The 21,953-nt window shown below is 58.3% G+C and carries 20 protein-coding genes and 1 tRNA gene; 11 read left to right on the top strand and 10 right to left on the bottom strand.

Features of this window, described 5'->3' with window-relative positions; genetic code table 11:
* Positions 1-78: 78 nt before the first annotated feature.
* The 4 genes from QP971_RS05810 to QP971_RS05795 all read right to left on the bottom strand — a co-directional run bounded on the left by QP971_RS05810 (position 79) and on the right by QP971_RS05795 (position 2,289).
* Positions 79-155, bottom strand: a tRNA-Leu gene (locus QP971_RS05810).
* 40 nt (positions 156-195) lie between these two features.
* On the bottom strand, positions 196-1,161 hold the full coding sequence (locus tag QP971_RS05805) for a Ppx/GppA phosphatase family protein (RefSeq protein WP_049379137.1): 966 nt from the start codon (positions 1,159-1,161) through the stop codon (positions 196-198).
* Between the two features lie 10 nt (positions 1,162-1,171).
* Positions 1,172-1,720 (bottom strand): DUF501 domain-containing protein, encoded by a 549-nt coding sequence (locus QP971_RS05800; RefSeq protein ID WP_198492793.1) that lies wholly within the window; start codon positions 1,718-1,720, stop codon positions 1,172-1,174.
* A gap of 8 nt (positions 1,721-1,728) precedes the next feature.
* Positions 1,729-2,289 (bottom strand): FtsB family cell division protein, encoded by a 561-nt coding sequence (locus tag QP971_RS05795; protein ID WP_284811022.1) that lies wholly within the window; start codon positions 2,287-2,289, stop codon positions 1,729-1,731.
* Between the two features lie 98 nt (positions 2,290-2,387).
* Here QP971_RS05795 and QP971_RS05790 point away from each other — a divergent pair, with 98 nt between their 5' ends.
* The 3 genes from QP971_RS05790 (at position 2,388) to QP971_RS05780 (ending at position 4,836) form a co-directional block, all read left to right on the top strand.
* Positions 2,388-2,918: a ribonuclease gene (locus tag QP971_RS05790; protein ID WP_284811023.1), complete on the top strand. Its 531-nt coding sequence runs from the start codon at positions 2,388-2,390 to the stop codon at positions 2,916-2,918.
* Positions 2,919-2,953: 35 nt separating this feature from the next.
* The gene (locus QP971_RS05785; RefSeq protein ID WP_284811024.1) at positions 2,954-3,541 is read left to right on the top strand and encodes a hypothetical protein; all 588 of its coding nucleotides are present in this window, start codon (positions 2,954-2,956) and stop codon (positions 3,539-3,541) included.
* Between the two features lie 119 nt (positions 3,542-3,660).
* Positions 3,661-4,836: an HNH endonuclease signature motif containing protein gene (locus QP971_RS05780; RefSeq protein ID WP_284811025.1), complete on the top strand. Its 1,176-nt coding sequence runs from the start codon at positions 3,661-3,663 to the stop codon at positions 4,834-4,836.
* On the opposite strand, the gene eno is transcribed toward QP971_RS05780, so the two are convergent.
* The 3 genes from eno to QP971_RS05765 form a co-directional block, all read right to left on the bottom strand.
* Positions 4,826-6,103, bottom strand: coding sequence for a phosphopyruvate hydratase (gene eno / locus QP971_RS05775; RefSeq protein ID WP_284811026.1), 1,278 nt, complete (start codon positions 6,101-6,103; stop codon positions 4,826-4,828). The two genes, QP971_RS05780 and eno, sit on opposite strands and share 11 nt — an antisense overlap.
* A 90-nt stretch (positions 6,104-6,193) precedes the next feature.
* Positions 6,194-6,955, bottom strand: coding sequence for a lytic transglycosylase domain-containing protein (locus tag QP971_RS05770; RefSeq protein ID WP_284786545.1), 762 nt, complete (start codon positions 6,953-6,955; stop codon positions 6,194-6,196).
* A gap of 11 nt (positions 6,956-6,966) precedes the next feature.
* The gene (locus QP971_RS05765) at positions 6,967-7,554 is read right to left on the bottom strand and encodes a MazG nucleotide pyrophosphohydrolase domain-containing protein (protein ID WP_269953284.1); all 588 of its coding nucleotides are present in this window, start codon (positions 7,552-7,554) and stop codon (positions 6,967-6,969) included.
* 57 nt (positions 7,555-7,611) lie between these two features.
* Here QP971_RS05765 and QP971_RS05760 point away from each other — a divergent pair, with 57 nt between their 5' ends.
* Positions 7,612-9,087, top strand: coding sequence for an amino acid permease (locus QP971_RS05760; protein WP_269953283.1), 1,476 nt, complete (start codon positions 7,612-7,614; stop codon positions 9,085-9,087).
* Here QP971_RS05760 and mfd read toward each other — a convergent pair whose 3' ends face one another.
* The 3 genes from mfd to QP971_RS05745 all read right to left on the bottom strand — a co-directional run bounded on the left by mfd (position 9,088) and on the right by QP971_RS05745 (position 14,210).
* A complete protein-coding gene (gene mfd, locus QP971_RS05755) occupies positions 9,088-12,729 on the bottom strand; it encodes a transcription-repair coupling factor (RefSeq protein WP_269953282.1) in 3,642 nt (1,213 codons plus the stop codon).
* Positions 12,730-13,335, bottom strand: coding sequence for a TetR/AcrR family transcriptional regulator (locus tag QP971_RS05750; protein WP_049379121.1), 606 nt, complete (start codon positions 13,333-13,335; stop codon positions 12,730-12,732).
* A gap of 158 nt (positions 13,336-13,493) precedes the next feature.
* Positions 13,494-14,210: a trimeric intracellular cation channel family protein gene (locus QP971_RS05745; protein WP_198492784.1), complete on the bottom strand. Its 717-nt coding sequence runs from the start codon at positions 14,208-14,210 to the stop codon at positions 13,494-13,496.
* 122 nt (positions 14,211-14,332) lie between these two features.
* Between QP971_RS05745 and QP971_RS05740 the strand changes: the two genes are divergently transcribed.
* From QP971_RS05740 to QP971_RS05710, 7 genes are all read left to right on the top strand, one after another.
* Positions 14,333-15,529, top strand: a complete 1,197-nt coding sequence (locus QP971_RS05740) for an MFS transporter (RefSeq protein WP_284786542.1) — start codon at positions 14,333-14,335, stop codon at positions 15,527-15,529.
* 68 nt (positions 15,530-15,597) lie between these two features.
* Positions 15,598-17,043: a bifunctional UDP-N-acetylglucosamine diphosphorylase/glucosamine-1-phosphate N-acetyltransferase GlmU gene (gene glmU, locus QP971_RS05735; protein WP_284811027.1), complete on the top strand. Its 1,446-nt coding sequence runs from the start codon at positions 15,598-15,600 to the stop codon at positions 17,041-17,043.
* Positions 17,044-17,058: 15 nt separating this feature from the next.
* Positions 17,059-18,033, top strand: a complete 975-nt coding sequence (locus tag QP971_RS05730) for a ribose-phosphate diphosphokinase (RefSeq protein WP_049379117.1) — start codon at positions 17,059-17,061, stop codon at positions 18,031-18,033.
* A gap of 125 nt (positions 18,034-18,158) precedes the next feature.
* Positions 18,159-19,535 (top strand): YkvI family membrane protein, encoded by a 1,377-nt coding sequence (locus QP971_RS05725; protein ID WP_284811028.1) that lies wholly within the window; start codon positions 18,159-18,161, stop codon positions 19,533-19,535.
* 222 nt (positions 19,536-19,757) lie between these two features.
* Positions 19,758-20,408, top strand: coding sequence for a 50S ribosomal protein L25/general stress protein Ctc (locus QP971_RS05720; RefSeq protein WP_239273902.1), 651 nt, complete (start codon positions 19,758-19,760; stop codon positions 20,406-20,408).
* 92 nt (positions 20,409-20,500) lie between these two features.
* Positions 20,501-21,031: an aminoacyl-tRNA hydrolase gene (pth, locus tag QP971_RS05715; RefSeq protein WP_284792200.1), complete on the top strand. Its 531-nt coding sequence runs from the start codon at positions 20,501-20,503 to the stop codon at positions 21,029-21,031.
* Positions 21,032-21,036: 5 nt separating this feature from the next.
* Positions 21,037-21,897 carry a fumarylacetoacetate hydrolase family protein gene (locus tag QP971_RS05710; protein WP_225747265.1) on the top strand — a complete coding sequence of 287 codons (861 nt, stop codon included), beginning with the start codon at positions 21,037-21,039 and terminating at the stop codon, positions 21,895-21,897.
* Positions 21,898-21,953 lie beyond the last annotated feature (56 nt).

Here is a 21,953-nt window from a genome sequence, read left to right as displayed (position 1 = left end):
GAAATCTAGAAAACGAACCCCCAAAACGAAGAAAGTCTCGAAACATCGAAATAGGAACGATGTCTCGAGACTTCACAATGGTGCCCCCAGTGGGACTCGAACCCACACTGAATCGATTTTAAGTCGACTGCCTCTGCCGATTGGGCTATGGGGGCAAGGGCAAAGAATATTTTAGGACACCTCACCCTGCGGGAGTTAACGAGGGGTACCCTCCGCAGCCAGACCAGCGATAATGCCATCGAGAATGTCCTTTTCACTGATGAAAAAGCTGCGCGCATCGCAATTGCGCTCGATGAGCTGCATGATGCCTTCGACGGCTACGGCCCCACCGCCGATGACATCGGCACGGCCGGGGTGAATGACGGGGTTGAGGGCGCGGACGTCGGAAGGCAGGCTAATAAGCTGCTGCAAAAGCACGCGCAGGGCATCGAAGCGGAGTTCAGACCCGTGAATGGCATCGGCGTCGTAGCGCTCAAGGCCCTGAGCCAATGCAGAAAGAGTGGTAAAAGTTCCTGCGCAGCCGACGATGGTACGGGCCTTAGAAATAGGTACTATCTTCTCTACTTCCGCCGTGCGCTCGCCGACGTACTCGGAAGCGATCTCAATCTCCGACTCGGTTGGCGGATCGGTACGCATAATGCGCTCGGTTAGCCTGACGCACCCCATGCGGGCCGAGTGGGTGCCCAAGATATCGCCATCTGCGGTGCCTACGACGAACTCGGTCGAACCGCCACCCAAATCGATAACACAGAATGGCCCGCGGTCTGGCTCCACATCGGCCACGGCGCCATTAAAGGACAACAGAGCCTCTTCCTCGCCCGAGACGACCTCGGCCTGTGCACCAGGCTGAATTTGGCCAAGCAGCTCAGCGGTCATGTCGAAGAATTCCTGTTGGTTCTTGGCATCGCGAGTAGCGGAGGTAGCAACCATGCGCACGCGGGTGACCTTCTCAAACTTCATCTGGCGTACGTAGCCTTCCAAGGCCACGCGGGCGCGGTCTAGAGCTGCAGGGGCAATTTCGCCAGTGGCATCGACTCCCTCTCCCAGGCGGATGATTTCCATGGTGCGGGTAATATCGCGGACCTTGCCGTCATCCTGAATTTCAGAGATGAGCAAGCGAATCGAATTGGTACCGCAATCAATCGCAGCAACGCGAGTCATAGCAGCCCTCCTATTCCGCGTTAGAGAAATCGAACTGGGCCAAGTCAATCCCCAGATCCTCTACGCTGGGCCAATCCTGCGGGATAGCAGAGCCTCGAAGCTTGCCGTGGTCGGCGGCCATGGCCACCGCCTCAGTTCCCAAACGGAAATGCTGTGGGCCTTCAGCAAGCGCGTACGCGATGAGCACATGCAGACACTTCACCCGATCGGGCATGCCGCCACCGGAGAAATCGGTGCCAAGGTCTTCGATGTCATTGCGCTTGGCCAAAAAGTATTCGTGGGCACGCTGATAGTCGGCAGCCAATTCCTCGTCTTCACCTAAGCGGGCTTCCATCCACTTCATAACGTGAGCAACCTCCAAGCGTGAGGCTTCTGCCGTAAGTCGTGGGTCGGTGAGGTAGTAGAGGGTGGGGAATGGGGTGCCGTCGGCAAGCTTAGGCGCCGTCTTAATTACCGCGGGCTGCCCATCCGGCGTGCGATATGAAACCTCTAGGACCCCGCGTGGGGTGCGGCCCAATTGCTCAGTTACTACAGCGATATCTGCATCAGTGACGGTCATGCGGACAATTATCGCACATCTGGATTCTCTTCCGGCGCCGGCTCAATCGGAAGATGATTTACCTGCTCGGACGGAGCTTCTTCCTCAGGCGGCTCGGCTACAGAATCCCACAGAACTTCGTACCATTCGCGGGAATCTTCTTCCTTCTGACCATCTGTAGTGAGCTGGTCATCCGGCTTAATCTGCGGGTCAATGATGCGGTAGGCGGTCTCACCCTCATCGACAACCCCGAATCGGCGCCGCGCCTCCTGCTTGATGTACTCATCGGACTTATATCTATCAATCTTCTCCAGCAAAGCAGCTTTCTCATCCTGCTTGGCGGCGATTGACTCATTGAGGCGGGCAATTTCGGATCGGCCGTGGTAGTAATTGCGCAGCGGAATGGCGATAGCAAACAAAACAACGAGCACTATAGCTACGATTACGCCTACTCCGGCAATACTCATCCGATCCGGCTTCTGTTTCTGCTTCAGTTGTGCACGCTGCGCCTTGCGGATATCCGCAGCACGCGAGGCTACCGGAACCCTAGTACGGATCCGGTTTCGCTGCGTCTTCTTTTCGCGTGCCATAGGCCTCTAATCCTAGCGCCGTCACTTCTGTAACAGGGACGTGGCACGCGCAATTTGGATACACTAAAAGAAATTCTCCCGCCCAGGAAGGAAGTTTCATGTCCCTCAAACGCCTCCTGCCCGTTCTCACCGCAACCTTATTCCTCGCCAGCTGCAGCCCCTCCGCCCAAGACGGCGAATACCCCGTCTACGGTGACGGCTACGACCTAAACACTAAAGACGGCATGGCCGACTACCTCAAGGAGTATAAGACCCTGCCGGATGATTACATCAACCATGATGCTGACCAGCTCGAGGGAGACGATCAGCCCGAAAGCTTTGAAACCAACGCGGACTCCGTCAAGAAGGCCGGCGAAGCTGCCTGCAAGAATGATGAATTGCTCGACATTTCGAAGGAATATTTCCGAGGAAACACCGACAAGTTTGGGGAAGCAGTTATGTCATCGGTCGACGGCTCTGATGACAAATATCGTGATGTTTTTGAAGCGCTAGACATCCCCGATGACGCACCGGACACTGACAAGATCATGGCTGCAGCGATGAGCTCACTCGGCGCCGTGATGTCTTGCGGTGATGAATTCAGCGATGAAGAACTGGAAAAGGTCGCTGAGTCGATCCATTCCAGCTAGAGCTTCGAACCAAATTCCCTGCCTAAGGAATAGTAATGCCACTCAAGCGTCTCCTCCTCCTAGCCGCCGTAGGCGCCCTACTTGCTGGGTGCAGCTCGACCGACCACAAAGAAGAAGTCGCCACCGAAGCGGAGTCCCCCACTAGCGAAAGCACTACCAGCAGCGAAGCTCCTACCACTACCACCAGCAGAAACCATGATCTCAACACCAAAAGCGGCTTCATTTATCACATAAAAGAACACGGCACGATCCCGGACTTTTACCTGGACGTGTTCGGCGCGGGCACTTCCGATACCGATGACGGCCCCACCAGCTACGAAGTCAACGCCACGACCCTGAAGAAGGCTGGAGCTGTTGCCTGCGAGAATGATCAGATTCTAGACGATGCCAAGTATTTGCTAGCCCATGGCGACAGCGGATTTGAGGAGCTCGTTCCCGATTTAGAAGAGTTTGACAGGAAATACGCTCCCGTCTTCGAAAAGCTTGAAATGTCAGCGGCCTCTCCCCTCCCAGACAAGCTATTTACCATGTACATGGCTGGAGTGGGTTCCCTCGCCACCTGCGGTGACAAATATGACGATAAGGAACTCGAGGCAGTGGCTGACAAAATTTTCAGCTACTAGATCCCTCCTAAAGTTCGCACAATTTTTCGCTTCAAGCCTTGCGCAAGCCAGCAAGGCGGCTTATACTGAGGGTGGAAATTCGATTGGGTGTGCGATTTATTCCAGAGGGGGAACTTTCCGTGACGGCCAGCGACGCACCACCAAAGAAAGCTTATTTTTCTACCAATAACCTCGACGATACGGTTTGCATTTTGGGTATGCTCCAACGCATTCAATCTTGGCAGCTATACCAATCCGTACTTCCGCGATTAGAAGACGATGTCGAATGCACTACTGCTGCTTTAGCTAAGCGGGTGGGCTTGAGCTACTGGCGCGTTTTATCCGCACTGCGCTCTCACCTGCGCATGCTTGAGTTGCCGTTAACCACGGCGGTACAGACCGAACATTGGATTCTTGACCTCCCGCGGCTGCACGTCATTGATGCCGAGCTTGCCCCGCTTGGCGACGACGCCGAGGGCATCCAACTAGTCGATGCCGCCCTTGCAGACTTCCTCACCCCGAAGGAACCTGCTCAGCATGTCCCCACGGAATCTGAAATCCGTAGATTCTTGCGCGATTACATCGATGGCATTCTCAAGCCAGATATTGAGAAGGAAATCGAGCGCTCTGTTTCCATTTCTTATTCCAAAGGCCAAGCCACCATCACCCTGAAAACGGATAAAGCAACCGCCAGTGCTATTTCACGGCACATCGATAAAGCAGCGCGAAAGAAGAACATCACAAAGCCAGAGGCTTTGGAGGCGCTGATCTTTAATCGCACCCAGACAAAAGTAGTTATCAATACCTATGCAGCGGGTGAGGATGCTTCTCGGGTATATATCCCGTCGGCGGGATGGTGTGTTCTTACTGAACGCTTGAGCACTTACTCGATGACCCGCGAGTTGTGCCCAGAAGAAACATCCTCCTACGTCCCCACCGAGCAAATCAGGACATGGGTCCACGGTCGCGATGCCACGTGCCGTTGGCCGGGGTGTTCTATGCCGGCGCATTACTGCCAGCTTGATCATCGGGTGGAGTATGCCGACGGCGGGCCGACGAGTATCGATAATCTTGTCACCCTTTGTCAGCACCACCACAATGTGAAGACCGATGGTAGGGCCCGCTACATCATGGATCCCATCACTGGGGACGTCGCTTGGCTCTTTTCGGACGGCACTTTCGAGATTGACCGTGCTCAAGGACCTTTAGCACCGCGAACCATGAATTGGAAGCAAACCTGGCAACAATACCTAGACATGCGAAAGCGCCCCCGCGGCAATGCAAGGGCGCTACGAAAGGAGGCGATTAAGCCTTAAAGCGCGGGAAAGCGGAGCGGCCGGCGTAGACTGCGCCGTCGCCAAGTTCCTGCTCGATGCGCAGAAGCTGGTTGTACTTAGCTACGCGCTCGGAACGAGCCGGTGCACCGGTCTTGATCTGGCCGCAGTTCAGAGCAACAGCCAGGTCTGCAATGGTGGTGTCCTCGGTCTCACCGGAGCGGTGGGACATCATGGTGCGGTAGCCGTTGCGGTGAGCCAGCTCGACTGCGTCGAAGGTCTCGGTCAGGGTGCCGATCTGGTTAACCTTTACCAGCAGAGCGTTAGCGGCCTTCTTCTCAATGCCTTCCTGCAGGCGAGCAGGGTTGGTGACGAAGAAATCATCGCCGACGATCTGTACCTTCTCACCAATAGCGGCAGTCAGGGTGGTGTAGCCGTCCCAGTCGTCTTCCTGCAGTGGGTCCTCGATGGAGACGATCGGGTACTCGTCAATGAGGCCCTCGTAGACCTTGCACATTTCTTCAGCGGTGTGCTCGCCACCCTCGAAGTGATACTTGCCGTCCTTGAAGAACTCAGAGGAAGCAACGTCGAGTGCCAGGGCTACGTCCTTGCCAGGCTCGAAGCCGGCCTTCTTGATGGCGTCCACGATGACGTCGAGAGCAGCCTTGGTGGAGTCAACGGACGGTGCAAAGCCACCCTCGTCGCCCAGACCAGTGGACAAGCCCTTGTCCTTTAGCACTGCCTTCAGTGCGTGGTAGACCTCGGCGCCCATGCGAAGAGCCTCGGCGAAAGACTCCGCACCAATCGGAGCGATCATGAATTCCTGAACGTCTACGCCGGAGTCAGCGTGTGCGCCGCCGTTGAGGATGTTCATCATTGGCACTGGCAGTACGTGTGCATTCGGGCCGCCAATGTAGCGGTACAGAGGCAGTGCAACGGACTCTGCGGCGGCCTTGGCTGCGGCGATGGAAACGCCCAAGATAGCGTTAGCGCCGAGCTCGGACTTGTTATCGGTACCGTCCAACTTAATCAGTGCCTGGTCAATGAGGCGCTGGTCGTCAGCTTCGAAGCCAGCAATTTCATCGGCAATCTTCTCGTTGATGTTCTCAACGGCCTTTAGAACGCCCTTACCCTGGTAGCGCTCGCCACCGTCGCGCAGCTCGTGAGCCTCGTGCACACCGGTAGAAGCACCGGAAGGAACGCCGGCAACACCGCGGGCGCCGTCGTCAAGGAAGACCTCGGCCTCGACGGTTGGGTTGCCACGGGAATCAAGAATTTCGCGGGCGAAAGTGTGGATGATATCAGCCATGCTGTTTTTCACTCCTCATAAATAAGTTCGCTCTGGACCAGCCGGCCCAGCTACGTAGTCAATTGTTGCAGAAAACTTTACTGTGTGACGCTACTTGGCACTTTGCGGAACCGAATAGGCATTGGCGGCGTGTGCAACTTTATGCAAATACTCGCTGGACTGGTTGTAATTTAGGACTGCTTCCTCCCACTGTTCTGGGTCAGAGAGATCTCTATCACCAAAGCATAAAAGTCCGGCGGCGCCGACTGCAGCGTCGTCAATTTGATTGGGATCCGCCTTCCCATCGCCGTTAGCATCAGCGCCTACCGATTCCCATGTCGTGGGGATAAACTGCATCGGGCCGACGGCACGGTCATATTCGGAATCCCCATCGATGTCGCCGTTATCAGTATCTGGGGTGTGCGCCGTATTGTTCAGGCCATCGAGGGCGATGCCGTTGATGGGTGGTTGGGGGTAGCCGGCGTCGTCAAGCTTGGAGGGCTTAAACCAATTGCCGTTGTAGGTGCCGTGGCGGGTCTCCACGTAGCCCAGGCCGGCAAGGGTATTCCATCGCAGATGGCAATTCGGCCATTTTTGCTGAGCGATGAGTTCGGCGTTGCCATAAGCGCGCAGTGCGGCCGGCGGGATGCCCGTCTGCTCAGCTAGGTCAGAGGCCCAGTAGGTAAGCTTATCCGCAGTGCGGCCGGGAGCATTGACGTCAATATGCGCGACCTCTTTGCCTTCAACGGGCGGAATGTTCTCCGGTACGGGCTCCTGGGAAGTGCCGTGCCCCGTCAACAGCCATGCCACCAACGCGATGATCACGGCTACGGCCACCCCGCAGCCCCCGAATATCTGCAGGAGCCTCTTCATGAGAAGCCATCCTACATTCCCTTACCTTCGCGCCATAGCTTCTCTTGCGTGTCAACATCGACAATCTCCGTGGTGCCATCAAAGAGGTATGGGGCGCGGGCGCGCATTTTGGTGAGGAAACTCTGGGCCACATCATCAAGCGAAAAGGTGGAGATTTCCGCATGGAAGAGTACTTGGAGGAAGATATCGCCCAACTCTTTGAGCATCTCGCTTTCCGGTTCGCGGTTGCGCACGGCCGCGGCGAATTCGGCGGACTCCTCCTCAAGATAGGGCAAGAGCGAGGTATGGGTTTGCTCGCGCTCCCACTCCCCAATGCGCCGCGCCGTGGCCATGGTCTGGCGCGCCTGCATGATGGGATCCGCAAGGGATTCGGCACGAATGACTGGCTCTCCAGTAGCTAGGCGAGCGCGGGTTTCAGGATCGTGTTCGTCGGTGCTGACCAAGGTTCCGGTGGCGTCCTCGCCTACCAGCAGATCGGAGAAATTCCACCGTACGGACACGGGTACCTCACCCGTGAAGTGGACAGGGCCACGCAGCTTCCCGTGCGCCTGCATGGGGATCATAGTGGGCCAGCGTTCATCGAGCAACAGCACAGTCATGTGCACAAAGTCTAGCCCGAGTTCCCATTATGGGGCTATTCAAGGTATTTTAGGCCAATGACCTCCAGCCAGAATAAATCCCACTCCGTGACGTTGTGGACCCTCGTCGCGCTGATTATCGGTTCCACCGTGGGCGCGGGTATTTTCTCGCTGCCACAAAACATTGCCTCCGTTGCCGGCCCAGGCGCGATGCTCATCGGCTGGCTGGTCGCGGGCGTCGGCATGCTCTCTGTGGCTTTTGTGTTCCAGATTTTGGCTCGCCGTAAACCACACCTTGATTCTGGCGTCTATTCCTATGTGCGCGCCGGCCTCGGCGATTTTATTGGCTTTACCTCCGGCTGGGGCTACTGGCTGGGCTCCGTTATGGCGCAGGTGGGTTATGCCACCCTCTTTTTCAATACCTTGGGCCATTACCTGCCGCTTTTCGACGCCGACCATTACTGGTCCTCCGCCATCGCCGTCTCCCTCTTGTCGTGGGGTATTTTCGCGGTGCTTGCTCGCGGCATCAAGCAGGCCGCCTTCATGAACCTCATTACCACGATTGCCAAGATCGTGCCCATCTTGGCCTTCGTAGTGCTCATTGCTTTCCTCGGGTTCAGCTGGGATAAATTCACCTTGGACTTCTGGGGGCGTGCCTCCGAGGCCAGTGTTTTCGAGCAGGTTCAAGGAATTATGCTCTTTACCGTGTGGGTCTTCATTGGCGTGGAGGGCGCATCCGTGTATTCCAAGCAAGCGGCCAAGCGCACCGATGTCGGCCGCGCGACCGTCATCGGCTTTTTCTCCGTCCTGGCTCTGCTGGTTTCCGTATCTACCCTTAGCTTTGGCGTGATGACCAAGGAAGAACTGGCCGCACTGCCAGATAATTCCATGGCCTCCGTGCTCACCGAGGTCATCGGCCCCTGGGGCGGCGCGCTAGTGTCTATTGGACTGTGTTTGTCGGTATTGGGCGCCTATGTCTCCTGGCAGATGTTGTGCGCCGAGCCCATCGTAATGATGGCCATCGACGGCCTCATTCCCCGCCGCATTGGCACCATTAACGTGGCCGGTGCGCCGTGGGTAGCACAGTTGATTTCCACGATGGCCATTCAGCTGTTCATCATCGTCTTCTACCTCAACGAGGCGTCCTATAACGCCATGGTGCAGCTGGCCACCATCATGTACCTGCTGCCCTATATCTTCTCTTCCCTGTACCTATTGCTCTTGGCGCTGCGGGGTAAGGGGCTGTCTCACCCGCAGGCGGGTATCAAGTTCGATCTTTCAGGGCCAGAGGTAAGCCGTAAAGAAAACCGCAAGCACCTAGCCATCGCTTTGCTCGCTTTTATCTATTCGCTGTGGCTAATTTACGCGGCCGATCCCGTCTACGTGCTGCTCGGCGCACTTGCCGTAGTCCCAGGCCTAATCCCCTATGTCGGCACTCGGATTTGGAAGAAGGAACGCATTTTCAACACCTTCGAGTGGTGCGTGGTGGCCATTGTCTTGGCCGGTGCCGCCGCCGCCATTTGGGGCTTGAGCACCGGCAGGCTCACCCTCTAGCTACTCCCCTACGCTGACCACGTTGGAGGAGGTGGGCTGGGCGCCGCTGACGTTGATGGGCTCGACGTCGAAAAGCGCGCTTAGGAAGTCCGCCGCCCACTGAATGAGCTCAGTATCTCGCAGCTTCGGCGAGGTGACATTGCGTCCCGCCTTGGGGAACGGCACGTTGATGGCCTTCGCGGCCGCGCGGAAGCTAGAGCCCGGATATAGGCGCTTGAGGCGCACCTGCTTGGAATCCGGCAGCTCGACGGGGTGGAACTTGATGCGAGTGCCCTGCACAGTGATATCGGAAATACCGGCACGGCGCGCCTGGTGGCGCAGGCGGGCAACGGAGAGCAGGCGCAGCACCTCTTGCGGCAATGGGCCGAAGCGATCTTCCATTTCCTCGATGACGGCCTTGAGATCATCATTGTTTTGCGAGGCCGCAAGCTTGCGGTAGACCTCCAGGCGCAGGCGCTCAGAGTCGATATAGCTTTCCGGAATATGCGCATCCACGGGGAGATCGATGCGGATTTCCTTCGGGCCTTCATCGGTAACGGTGGGAGCCTCGCCGCGGGCGAGGGATTTGAAAGTTTCTACTGCCTCGCCAACGAGGCGCACGTAGAGATCGAAGCCCACACCAGCAATGTGGCCGGACTGTTGGGCGCCAAGGACGTTGCCGGCACCGCGCATCTCCAAGTCCTTCATGGCTACGGCCATGCCCGCACCAAGGTCATTATTTTGGGCGATGGTGGCTAGGCGGTCATAGGAGGTTTCCGTGAGCGTAGCGCCCTTGGGGTACAAGAAGTAGGCATAGCCGCGCTCGCGGGAACGCCCCACGCGCCCGCGCAGCTGGTGCAGCTGGGACAAGCCCATATGGTGGGCGTTTTCCACAATGAGGGTATTCGCATTGGCGATATCCAAGCCGGTCTCCACGATGGTGGTACATACCAAAACGTCATACTCGCGGTCCCAGAAGCCCTGGACGGTCTGTTCGAGCACGTCCTCGTTCATCTGGCCGTGCGCGACGACGACGCGAGCTTCCGGTACCAGGTCACGCAGCTCGCGGGCCTTCTTTTCGATATCAGAGACTTTGTTGTGGATGAAAAAGGTTTGACCATCGCGCAGCAGCTCGCGGCGGATGGCCGCGGCTACCTGCTTGTCCTCGTAAGCGCCGACGTAGGTCAGCACCGGGTGGCGGTCTTCCGGTGGGGTCAGAATGGTGGACATCTCGCGGATGCCAGCCATAGACATCTCTAAGGTGCGCGGGATAGGTGTTGCGGACATGGTGAGCACATCCACGCTGGCTTTAAGGGCCTTAATGTGTTCCTTGTGCTCCACGCCGAAGCGCTGCTCCTCGTCCACGACGATGAGGCCGAGGTTCTTCCAGTGCACGCCGGTCTGGAGGAGGCGGTGGGTGCCGACTACGATATCGACGCTGCCATCGGCCAGCCCCTTAAAGATGTCCTTTGCTTCCTTCTTTGAGGTAAAGCGCGAAAGCACCTCAATCTTGACCGGGAAGCCGGTCATGCGCTCGCTGAAAGTATCAAAGTGCTGCTGCGCCAGCAGCGTGGTGGGCACGAGGACGGCCACCTGCATGCCGTCTTGCACGGCCTTGAAGGCAGCGCGGATGGCCACCTCGGTTTTACCGTAGCCCACATCGCCGACGACGACGCGGTCCATCGGCACCGTGGATTCCATGTCCTGCTTGACGGCGTCGATAGCCAACATCTGGTCTTCGGTTTCGACGAAAGGGAAATTATCCTCCATCTCCGCCTGCCACGGATTATCCGGGGAGAACTGGTGCCCCGGCGCGGCCTGGCGCTTGGCGTAGAGCTCGACTAGCTCGCCGGCGATTTCGCGCACGGCGGCGCGCGCCTTCTTCTTGGTGTTCTTCCAGTCGGAACCGCCCATCTTGGACAGGTGCGGCGATTCGCCACCGGTGTACTTGCTGAGCAGATCCAGCGAGTCCATGGGAACCCAGAGCTGATCGCCGGGCTGACCACGCTTGGAGGGCGCGTACTCGAGCACGATGTATTCGCGGCGGCTGGTTTCATCGCCGGACTGGATGGTGCGCTCGGCCATCTTTAGAAACTTGCCGATGCCGTGGGTCTCGTGCACCACAAAATCGCCCTGCTTGAGGGCGAGCGGGTCAACCTTGTTGCGGCGCTTGGCGGGCCGGCGCTTCGCTTCGGCGATATCGCCTACGCGGTTACCGGTCAGATCCGTCTCGGTTACGACGACCAGTGGGAGGGCCTCGGCGTCCTTGGGCTTTTTCACCTTGGGAAATACCAGGCCGGCGTGGCTTAGTGCTTGGTAGAGCGTGACTTCGCCGGCGGTGGGCTCCCAGCCGGGGGTAGCCACCTTGGTGCGGATGCCCTTTTCTGCAAAGCGATCCACCATGCGTTTGATGGCACCTTGCGCCGGCGCGATGAAGGCTGCCCGGCCGCCGGCGTTGGTGTGCGCGAGAAGCTGGGCCATCATGGCGTCGATTTCTTCGATATTGCCGCGCGGGGTGGGCCCTGGTTCGAATTCGAGCGGGAGGGTCTCCTCTTCCGGCGCGGCGAGCATTCCCGGCGGGGAGAAAGTCCACAAAGGCAGGCCGGACTCGCTAATGGAGACCTCGAGCGACTCATAGGAGCGGTAGCTGGATGCCTCGGTGTCGAGTCCTTCGGTAGCCAGCGGGCCATCGGCACCCATGGCTGCGGCCTCCCAGCCCGCGGCGAGGAACTCCGCATCGGTCTTTTCTAGATCTGCCACGCGGCGGCGAATCTTTTCCGGACCGACCATCACCACGTGGGTGGTGGGGCGCAGGATTTCGGGGAGGGTGATCATGGGGGCGTCGGAAAGCGCGGGCAGGAGCGCCTCCATACCTTCGGCCGGGATGTGCTCGCTTACTTTGGTCAATAGCTCCACCAAGGCGGGATTGCCGGGGTGCTTGACGGCGAGATCGGCCGCACGCTTGGCAATGGCGTCCGTAATAGGCAGCTCCCGGGCAGGGAAAATGTCTACGCGGCCCACCTCGATTTCCGGAATGGTGCGCTGGTCAGCCACGGAGAATTGGCGGATATCGGTAATCTCATCGCCCCAAAACTCCACGCGGACCGGATAATCCAGCGTCGTAGGGAAAATATCGATGATGCCGCCGCGCGTAGCGTACTCGCCGCGCTTAGCCACCATGTCTACGTGCTTATAGGCGCGGAACTCGAGCTCGCGGACTACCTCATCAAAGTCATATTCTTGATCTTCTTCGAGGTGGACGGGAGCGCGGCCCTCCACCTCCTGCAGGATGGGCTGAGACAGGCCGCGGGCAGCCGTGACGATGACCTGCAGGCTATCGAGATTGTGCAGAACTTCAGCGCGGCGGCCGATGATGTCTACGCCGGGGCTCAGGCGCTCGTGCGGCAGGGTCTCCCAGGCGGGGAACATGGCCACCTTCTCCCCCAGCATCGCCGTAAGCTCCGCCGTGAGATCCTCGGCCTCGCGACTCGTAGCGGTTACCACGAGCACTGGGGCATGATGGGCCAAGGTGCCCAAGGCCCACGGCCGGGACTGATCCAAGCCTGTGATGTGGAGGTCATCGCCCACATGAGAAATCATGCCCTTGAGCTTGGGATCTGAGGCCGCTACCTTGAGCAGGCCGGCCAGCATTGGGGTAGCCATCTATTTGCCTCCTAGCTTGGGCTTTACTTCCATACCGGACAAACCATTCCAACATAGATTGACAATGTGCGTGGCGACGACTTCCTTGTCCGGGTTGCGCTCATCCAGCCACCATTGCGCGGTGGTCGATACCATCCCCACCAACGCTTGGCCGTAAATATCCGCCAAATCTGGGTCGATGCCACGGTGCTCGAATGCTTCTCGCAGGATATAGGAAACCTGGCCCACCGCGGAATTCAACAGCGTGGAAAAGCTGCGTTCGTCGCCGGGCTTGGCATCGCGCACCAGGATGAGAAAGCCATCAGTTTCTTCCTCGACATAGGTCAAAATGGCCATGACGGCCTGCTCGATGCGCTCGCGCCAGCTTCCGGTCTCCAAGGAATCAGTAATAACCTTTTCCAGTGCTAGCATCTCGCGGTCCACGACCACCGCGTAGAGGCCTTCCTTGCCCCCGAAGTGCTCATAGACCACGGGTTTGGATACCCCGGCGCGTGCCGCGATCTCTTCGACGGTGGTTCCTTCAAAACCCAGTTCCGCGAATGCGGCGCGTCCGATGGAAATGAGTTGTTCACGGCGTTCCCGGCCGGTCATCCTTTGTCGAGCCATGCCCTCTACCCTATCCTTTGCCCCGCAATTTGTGATTTACCCGGGGGCGTCAGGTAGGCTATGCCTACAGCTTTTGCTGTGTTTCCCCATGGTGTAATCGGCAACACTACGGTTTTTGGTACCGTCATTCTAGGTTCGAGTCCTGGTGGGGAAGCTTTTTAGTTTTTCTTCCTACCGCGGCGAAAGCCTTTGAGCTCGGCTTTCTTCGCAATCGCCGCCACTTGGGCGGCGGTGTAGTTAACGGGGGCTACACCGGCGCGGGGCAGGACCCAGCCGCGCCAATAGGACAAAATCGCCATGCCACTGCCGACGATCGGCGCGACCACCATGCCGAGTGCAAACTGTCCGTAATCGGCAAAGGTAACCATGACGATGCCGGTGAGGATAGAGGGCACGGCATACAGGGGGCTGCCGCCAAAGATGGACGGGATTTCCCCGGAGGCAATATCGCGGACCATTCCGCCGCCCACTGCGGTGAGCACGCCAAGGAAGACACAGGGAATAAGTGGCATGCCGTGGGTGAGCGCCTTGACACAGCCGGTGGTGGACCACACGCCGAGGATGATCGCATCGCCGTGTTCACGGAATAGCTCCCACGCCTTGCCCTTGAGATCGATGAGAAATGCAATGAGTGCACCACAGCAAGCAAGGCCGAGGTACCACGGGTCTGAGATCGCTGCGGCTGCTCCATCCCCGATGAGCATGTCACGGATCATGCCGCCGGCCAGCCCTGAAAAGAGGGCGAGGAACACGAAGCCCACAATGTCGAATTCGCGGCGGCGGGCAAGGGTGCCGCCAATGATGCCGTTCAAAACTACGCCGAGAAGATCGAAGGCTTGGTAAAGCGAATTGATGAGGGGATCGACATCGTGCATGATTCTTAGGCCTCCTGCCGCGCGGGTAGAATTTCGGCGTGACTGCGGCCGTGTTTTACTCTCCGGCGTGTCAGCATGGCTTTAATTTAACCAACTCGTTTCTCTGAAAGATCGCATTTCTCATGTCTAAATCCAATGCCCGGTATTTCATCTGGTCCAATGGCCTGCAAAACTTGGGCGATCAGATTGTTGCTGCCAAGACGGTGCTGCCCGCGCTCTTTAGTGCGGCCGGAGTGCCTGCGTTCTTTACCGGCCTGCTCACCCCTATCCGCGAGTCCGGTTCGATGCTGCCGCAGGCGGCGCTGACCCCGTGGGTGACTACGCATAGGGCCCGCAAGCGCCTGTGGATTATCGGCTCTTTGGGCCAAGCGGTATCCGCCGCGGTCATCGCGCTCGCGGCATTTTTTACCCGCGGGGCAATTCTAGGCATCATTGTGCTGCTAGCGCTGGCCGCGCTCTCGCTTTTCCGCGCGCTGTGCTCGATTGCGGGCAAGGACGTGCAGGCGCGCACCATTTCCAAGGGCGCGCGCGGCCAGGTGACCGGTAGCGCGGCAGCCCTCGGTGGCGGTGCTACTTTGCTGACCGGCATTATCCTCTACTTTTTGGGCGAGCTCAGCATTCCCATGATGGGCACGGTCCTCGCCATTGGTGCGGCCACGTGGGCCATTGCCGCGTGGGTCTTTTCGCACGTGGATGAGCCGGTGCCAGAGGAAGCCGAAGGGGGCATCGATAAGCAGTGGTGGCGCGATACCTGGCAGCTTTTTACTAGCGACGGCCAATTTCGCAACTTTGTCATCGTCCGCGCGCTCTTGCTCGTTTCGGCGCTATCTACCTCTTTTATTGTACTGCTCAGCAGCAACCTTTCCGGGCTCTACGGCTTCGTGCTTGCTTCCGGCCTAGCCTCCCTGGTGGGCGGGCGTATCTCCGGGGTGTATTCGGATAAGTCTTCTAAGAACACCATGGCCGTGGGCGCGGCCGTGGCTTCCGTCGTGCTGGTGCTTTTGGTCGCCAGCTCGCACTGGGCACCGGATGCGGTCAATGCCTGGGTCATGCCGATTGGCTTCTTCGCCGTGAACCTAGCGCACACGGCCATTCGCGTGGCGCGAAAGACCTACGTGGTGGATATGGCCGGCGGCGATAAGCGCACGCAGTATGTGGGTGCGGCCAATACGATGATGGGCATTATCCTTCTCATCGTCGGTGGCATTTCCTCCGTGGTGGCACTGGCCGGACCTGAGGCAGCGCTGCTCTTCCTTGCACTCATTGGTTTCCTCGGGGTGTGGCGCGCCCGCGGCCTGAAAGAGGTTTCTCACACATAAATCGCACTTGGGCTATAGGATGTAGTCCGGATAAGAATCAGACTCGACCCCCAGGAGTTCAATAACCCGTGGTAGCAACAACCTCGTGTGCTGTCGTCGTCCTTGCGGCTGGCGCCGGCACCCGCATGAAGTCCACCAAGCAGAAGACCTTGCATGAGATTGGCGGTCGCACCTTGCTCGGCCACGCTCTGCATGCTGCGGCCGGGATCAACCCGGAGCGCATCGTCACGGTGGTGGGCCACCAGCGCGATCAGGTCGCCCCCGCCGTGGATGCCATCGCCCAGGAGCTGGACTGCGAGGTACTGCAGGCGGTGCAGGAGGAGCAGCTGGGCACCGGTCATGCCGTGGCCTGCGGCTTGGAGCCGATTCCGGACTTCGAGGGAACCGTCATTGTCACCAACGGCGACGTCCCGTTGCTTACCCCAGAGACCATCGAGGGCCTGCGCGCCACCCACACCGAGCAGGGCAACGCGGTCACTGTGCTCTCGATGCGCCTCGATGACCCGACCGGTTACGGCCGCATCATTCGCGCTGAAGATGGCAGTGTGTCTGCCATCGTGGAGCAAAAGGATGCCACCGAAGAACAGCGCCAGGTCAATGAGGTCAATTCCGGCGTTTTCGCCTTTGATGGGCGCGTGCTTGCCGATGCCCTCCAGAAGCTCGACTCCAATAACGCCCAAGGCGAGCTGTATATCACCGATGTGCTTGAAATTGCCCGTACCGCGGGGCACGGCGTCGGCGCGCACGTAGCAGCAGATCCGGCCGAACTCGCGGGCGTCAATGACCGCGTGCAGCTTGCCGCTGCCGGCCGTGAGCTCAACCGCCGCATGGTAGAAAAAGCGATGCGCGGAGGGGCCACCATCGTGGATCCGGAGACCACCTGGATTGGTGTCAACGTCACCGTGGGCTCCGATGTCATTATTCACCCAGGCACGCAGCTGTGGGGCGCTACCAGCATCGCAGATAACGCCGAGATCGGCCCCGACACCACCTTGACCAATATGCAGGTGGGCGAGGGCGCTTCTGTCGTGCGCACCCATGGCAGCGATTCCGTCATTGGTACCAACGCTAAGGTCGGCCCGTTTACCTATATCCGCCCGAAGACCGTGGTGGGCGAGGACGGAAAGCTCGGCGGCTTCGTAGAGGCAAAGAACGCCCAGATTGGCCGCGGCTCCAAGGTTCCGCACCTGACCTATATCGGCGATGCCACCGTGGGCGAGCAGTCCAATATCGGCGCCTCCTCCGTCTTTGTGAACTACGACGGCGTGAACAAGCACCACACCACCATCGGCAGTCACGTGCGCACCGGTTCTGACACAATGTTTATCGCTCCGGTCAATGTCGGTGATGGCGCATACTCCGGTGCGGGTACAGTTATTAAAGACGATGTTCCTGCGGGAGCACTCGCAGTCTCCGGTGGCAAACAGCGCAACATCGAGGGCTGGGTTCAAAAGAAGCGTCCGGGTACTCCCGCGGCTGATGCCGCAGCCCGTGCGCAGGACAACGAAAAGTAAGGGGCATATTCTCCCATGACTGGCAAGGTAACTGGTAGCAGCAAGAACATGAAGCTCTTCTCTGGGCGTGCACACCCAGAGTTGGCGGAGGCTGTGGCTAAGGAGCTCAAGACCGATCTGGTTCCTACCACCGCCCGCGACTTCGCTAACGGCGAAATCTTCATTCGCTTTGAAGAGTCCGTGCGTGGCGCCGACTGCTTCGTAATGCAGTCTCACACCCAGCCGCTCAACAAGTGGCTAATGGAGCAGCTCATCATGATCGATGCTCTCAAGCGCGGCTCCGCTAAGCGCATCACCGCCATCCTGCCCTTCTATCCATATGCACGCCAGGATAAGAAGCACCTGGGCCGCGAGCCAATTTCCGCCCGCCTGGTGGCAGACCTCCTGCAGGCCGCTGGTGCGGACCGCATCGTGTCCGTGGACCTGCACACCGATCAGATCCAAGGCTTCTTCGATGGCCCGGTCGATCACATGCACGCTCAGCCCATCTTGACCGATTACATCAAGTCCAAGTACGCCACCGATAACATCACCGTGGTCTCCCCGGATGCTGGCCGCGTGAAGGTCGCGGAAAAGTGGGCCCACGACTTGGGTGATGCCCCGCTGGCCTTCGTGCACAAGACCCGCTCCAACACTGAGGCCAATAAGACGGTGTCCAACCGCGTGGTGGGCGATGTTGAGGGCAAGGACTGCGTGCTTCTCGACGACATGATTGACACCGGTGGCACCATCGCCGGCGCCGTACGCGTACTCAAGGATGCGGGCGCCAAGAAGGTCATCATCGCCTGCACCCACGGTGTCTTCTCTGACCCTGCCCGCGAGCGCCTCTCCGAGTGCGGCGCGGAGGAAGTTATCACCACCGATACCCTGCCGCAGTCCACCGAGGGCTGGTCCAACCTCACGGTGCTGTCCATTGCACCGCTGTTGGCACAGACCATCCACGAAATCTTTGAGAATGGTTCTGTGACCACCCTCTTCGACCGCGCTTAAATACCCAATAACTAAAGGCGGTGAGCATGGCTTTTGCTCACCGCCTTTTGTTTTGCTGCAAAATCGCGGAGATTCTCCTAGCCTTAACTGCGTTATATTTCGTTTTCTCTCATTTGAGGTTTTAAGTGAAAAAGGTTTTTCTACTAGCTCTCGCGTATTTCAGCTCCGTTGTCGGTGCCGGATTCGCCTCCGGCCAGGAGCTCTTGCAATACTTCACTGCTTTTGGCATTTGGGGAATAGTAGGAGCCGGCGTAGGGCTCATCCTCGCCCCGCTGACCATCATGATTGCGATGCAATACGGCTCCTACTTTCAGGCAACATCACACGGGCGCGTGTTTTCCTCGATTGCTTCAAAGCCAGTAGCACGCTTCGTGGACTACGCAATCATCTTTACCCAGTTCTGCCACACCTTCGTCATGCTCTCCGGCGGCGGGGCCAACCTACACCAGCAGTGGGGATTGCAACCATGGATTGGTTCCGCACTCATGGCCGTCCTGGTCCTCATCGTAGGCTCCATGAATGTGGCAAAGGTGACCAACGTCCTAGGAGCGATTACCCCCTTCGTACTAATTTTGCTCCTTTTGGCAGTGGGCGCGGCATTTATCGATCCGCCATCTGGCTTGCAACAGGCACACGAATTCGCCAGCGCACACGTGGAATCCCCGCTCCCCTTCTGGTGGGTGGCAACTTTGAACTACCTTGGACTTTCGCTCATGGCTTCCACTGCAATGAGCATTGTGATGGGCGCAGACACTCTCAATTCCCGACAAGCGGGGCGCGGTGGCTTCTTCGGTGGCCTGCTCTTTTCCGGCATGCTGGTGTTACTGGTAATCGCACTGCTGCTCAGCGTGCAAGATGTCTGGGACGCAGACCTTCCTACTCTCGCAATGCTGAATGAGATTCATCCTTGGTTGGGCACCGCCGCAGCGGTCTTAATCTACCTGATGATTTTCTCCACCGCGATTTCCAACTTCTACGGGATGGCGCGGCGCCTCAGCGCTCGCCGGCCCAATCGGTACTTGCCCATCTTGGTAGCTAGCGTCATCATCGCATTCGTTTTGTCGTTTGTTCCGTTTGGCACTCTCGTCGGCATGGTCTTCCCAATTTTGGGCTATATCGGAATCATCGTCATCGGCTTGCTCATCTATACGTGGCTGCGCCGCGGCCGCGGCATTGTCAATGCCGAGTCTCGCCGCCGCGACAAGATCCGCGCACTAATTCTTCGCATGATTGATCCGAAGCAAAAGTTCACTGCCTCGGACCAATCTCAGCTTTCTCGAGAAGTTTATAACTCCAATTTGTCAGGCACGCACCTGCGCGATGAGGTCGCAAACGACGTCATTGCGGAGCTGGATCACCAAGAATCCTCTCCTTTCCATGCGGAAGACTACCAACTGGAGAAAGACTGGCAGAAGCTAGACGCAACGCGTCCTCCCGCAGACACGCTGCGAGATCCCGATACAGAGCATTTCCAAGTCCCTAAGAAGGATAATGACCGCTAAGGCCCCGTTCGGGGTTTGGTTGTAGGAAGCCTGACATGCTAATCTAACTCAGTCTCGGCGAGGGCGACCTCAGTATGAGGAAGCCGTTATCGACGCGATTGAAGTTAGAGCATGTTGCTTTTATATACGCCTGCGATGACTCGTCCAAGACGTCCATCGGCAGGCTTTCGTCGTTTTATCGCGTTGGCCGCGCCGCACTACTTTAACTAAGGAGAACGAAGCATGGCACAGCGCCCAGTAATTAAGGCTGAAGCACGTACCGAATTTGGCAAGGGTGTCGCACGCCGCCTGCGTCGCGAGTGGAAGGTTCCAGGCGTCATCTACGGTTCCCACCAGGAGCCGGTCCACTTCGCAGTTCCGCTGCTGGACATCCAGTCCCTCGTCCGCAACAACGGCGTCAACGCCGTTCTGGAGCTGGAGATTGACGGCGAGCAGTACCTGACCATGGTTAAGCACGTTGACCAGAACGTCCTGACCTTCGACATCGACCACGTTGACCTGCTGGCTATTAAGCGCGGCGAGAAGGTTGAGGTTGAGGTTCCGGTTACCCTGACCGGCGAGCCGGCCCCAGGCACCATGCACATCCAGGATGCTGACGTACTGCTGGTTGAGGCAGACGTACTGAACATTCCGGAGGAGATCGAGGTTTCCATCGAGGGCCTCGAGGACGGCGCAGTTATCACCGCCGCCGATGTCACCATGCCGGAAGACACCACCCTGGTGGCAGAGGAAGACACCGTTATCGTCTCCATCTCCCTGCCTGAGGTTGATGAGGAGCTCGAGGAGGCAGCTGAGGCTGCTGAGGAAGGCGGCGCTGACGCTGGCGCCGAGTCCGTCGACGAAGGCGCAGAGTCCTCCGACTCCAAGGAGTAATCCCCTCCCCTTCACACGCATAGGCCGCCGTGAGATTCGCTTCTCGCGGCGGCCTTGCCGTTTTTCTCTCTGCCTATGAGACAATTGAGCGCGTGACTCCACTTCTCGTAGTAGGCCTTGGCAACCCCGGCCCCAAGTACGCAGGCACCCGGCACAATATCGGCTTCGATGTGGCAGATGAACTCGCAGGAGAGCTCATGAGCAGCTTTTCGGTACACAAAAAGACCAATACCGAAGTCGCTGAGGGCATAGCTGGCGACCGCAAAATTATCTGCGCAAAGCCACGGTCCTATATGAACCTCTCCGGCGGGCCGATCAAGGCTTTGGCCCAATACTTTCATCTCTCCGCCGCCGACATCATCGTTATCCACGATGAGCTAGAACTCGATTTCGGCACCATTAAGCTCCGCAAAGGCGGCGGCGACCATGGCCACAATGGGTTGCGTTCAACCACAAAGTCCCTGGGTACCAAAGACTACCAACGCCTTTCAATAGGAATCGGGCGCCCACCGGGGCGCATGGACCCTGCGTCGTTTGTGCTCAAGCCTTGGGCAAAGCAGGAAAAGGCAGAAATCCCCATCCTTTGCGCCGACGCAGTCGAGGAAATCTTGCGCGTAGGATAGTCGCCATGAAATTGGCTACCCTACGCACTGGCTTTGGAACTTCCGCTATCCGCATCGACGGCGATAACGTGGGTGTTGAATTGGATTATGAAGATGTCGGCCAGCTGCTGCGCAGCGAAGATTGGCGCAAGGCCGCCCAGCTTTCCGGCGAGCCCGTGGTCTTCGACCACGCCGACCTAGAGGCTGTCATACCAACTCCCGGCAAAGTCATCTGCGTAGGGCTTAATTACGCCAAGCATATCCGCGAGATGGGACGCGAATTCCCCGAACATCCCACCTTGTTCATCAAGTTCGCCGATGCCCTCACCGGCCCCTATGATGATGTCTTCATTCCCGAATATGGCACACGGAAGCTAGATTATGAGGGAGAATTGGCGGTCATCATCGGCGAGCGCGCCCACCGTGTCACCCGCGACGAGGCACTGGATTATGTGGCCGGCTACGCCATCATGAATGACTACACGCTGCGTGACTTCCAACGCCAAACTAGCCAGTTCCATGCCGGCAAATCCTTTTATCGCACAGCCGGCTTCGGCCCTTGGCTTACCACCGCGGATGAGTGGTCACCGGGGTCCGGAGCTGTTCTCACCACTACCGTAGGCGGTGAGGAAAGGCAGCGTGATAATACCGATGACCTCATCTTTTCCGTAGCTGAGCTCATAGAGTTCTGCTCGCAGCTCTATCCACTCAATCCAGGCGACGTCATCGTTACCGGCACGCCGGAGGGCGTGGGTTTTGCCCGCATCCCGCAACAATTTATCGAGGACGGCCAGAACGTCACCATCTCCATCGAAGGCTTGGGGCATATTTCTAATACCACCCGCTATGGAGAGCCCGGCTGCGGCCCCGGATGTACTTGTTCCTAAGCTGTGCCCAGGTTCTCACTCCAAAGTGGGCGGTAGCGTTTTCATCCCAGCCGCTT

It is taken from the genome of Corynebacterium marquesiae (assembly GCF_030229635.1).
Classification (GTDB): Bacteria; Actinomycetota; Actinomycetes; order Mycobacteriales; family Mycobacteriaceae; genus Corynebacterium; species Corynebacterium marquesiae.
Note: the sequence above shows the minus strand (reverse complement) of the source record. Positions and strands in the feature narration are given on the sequence as shown.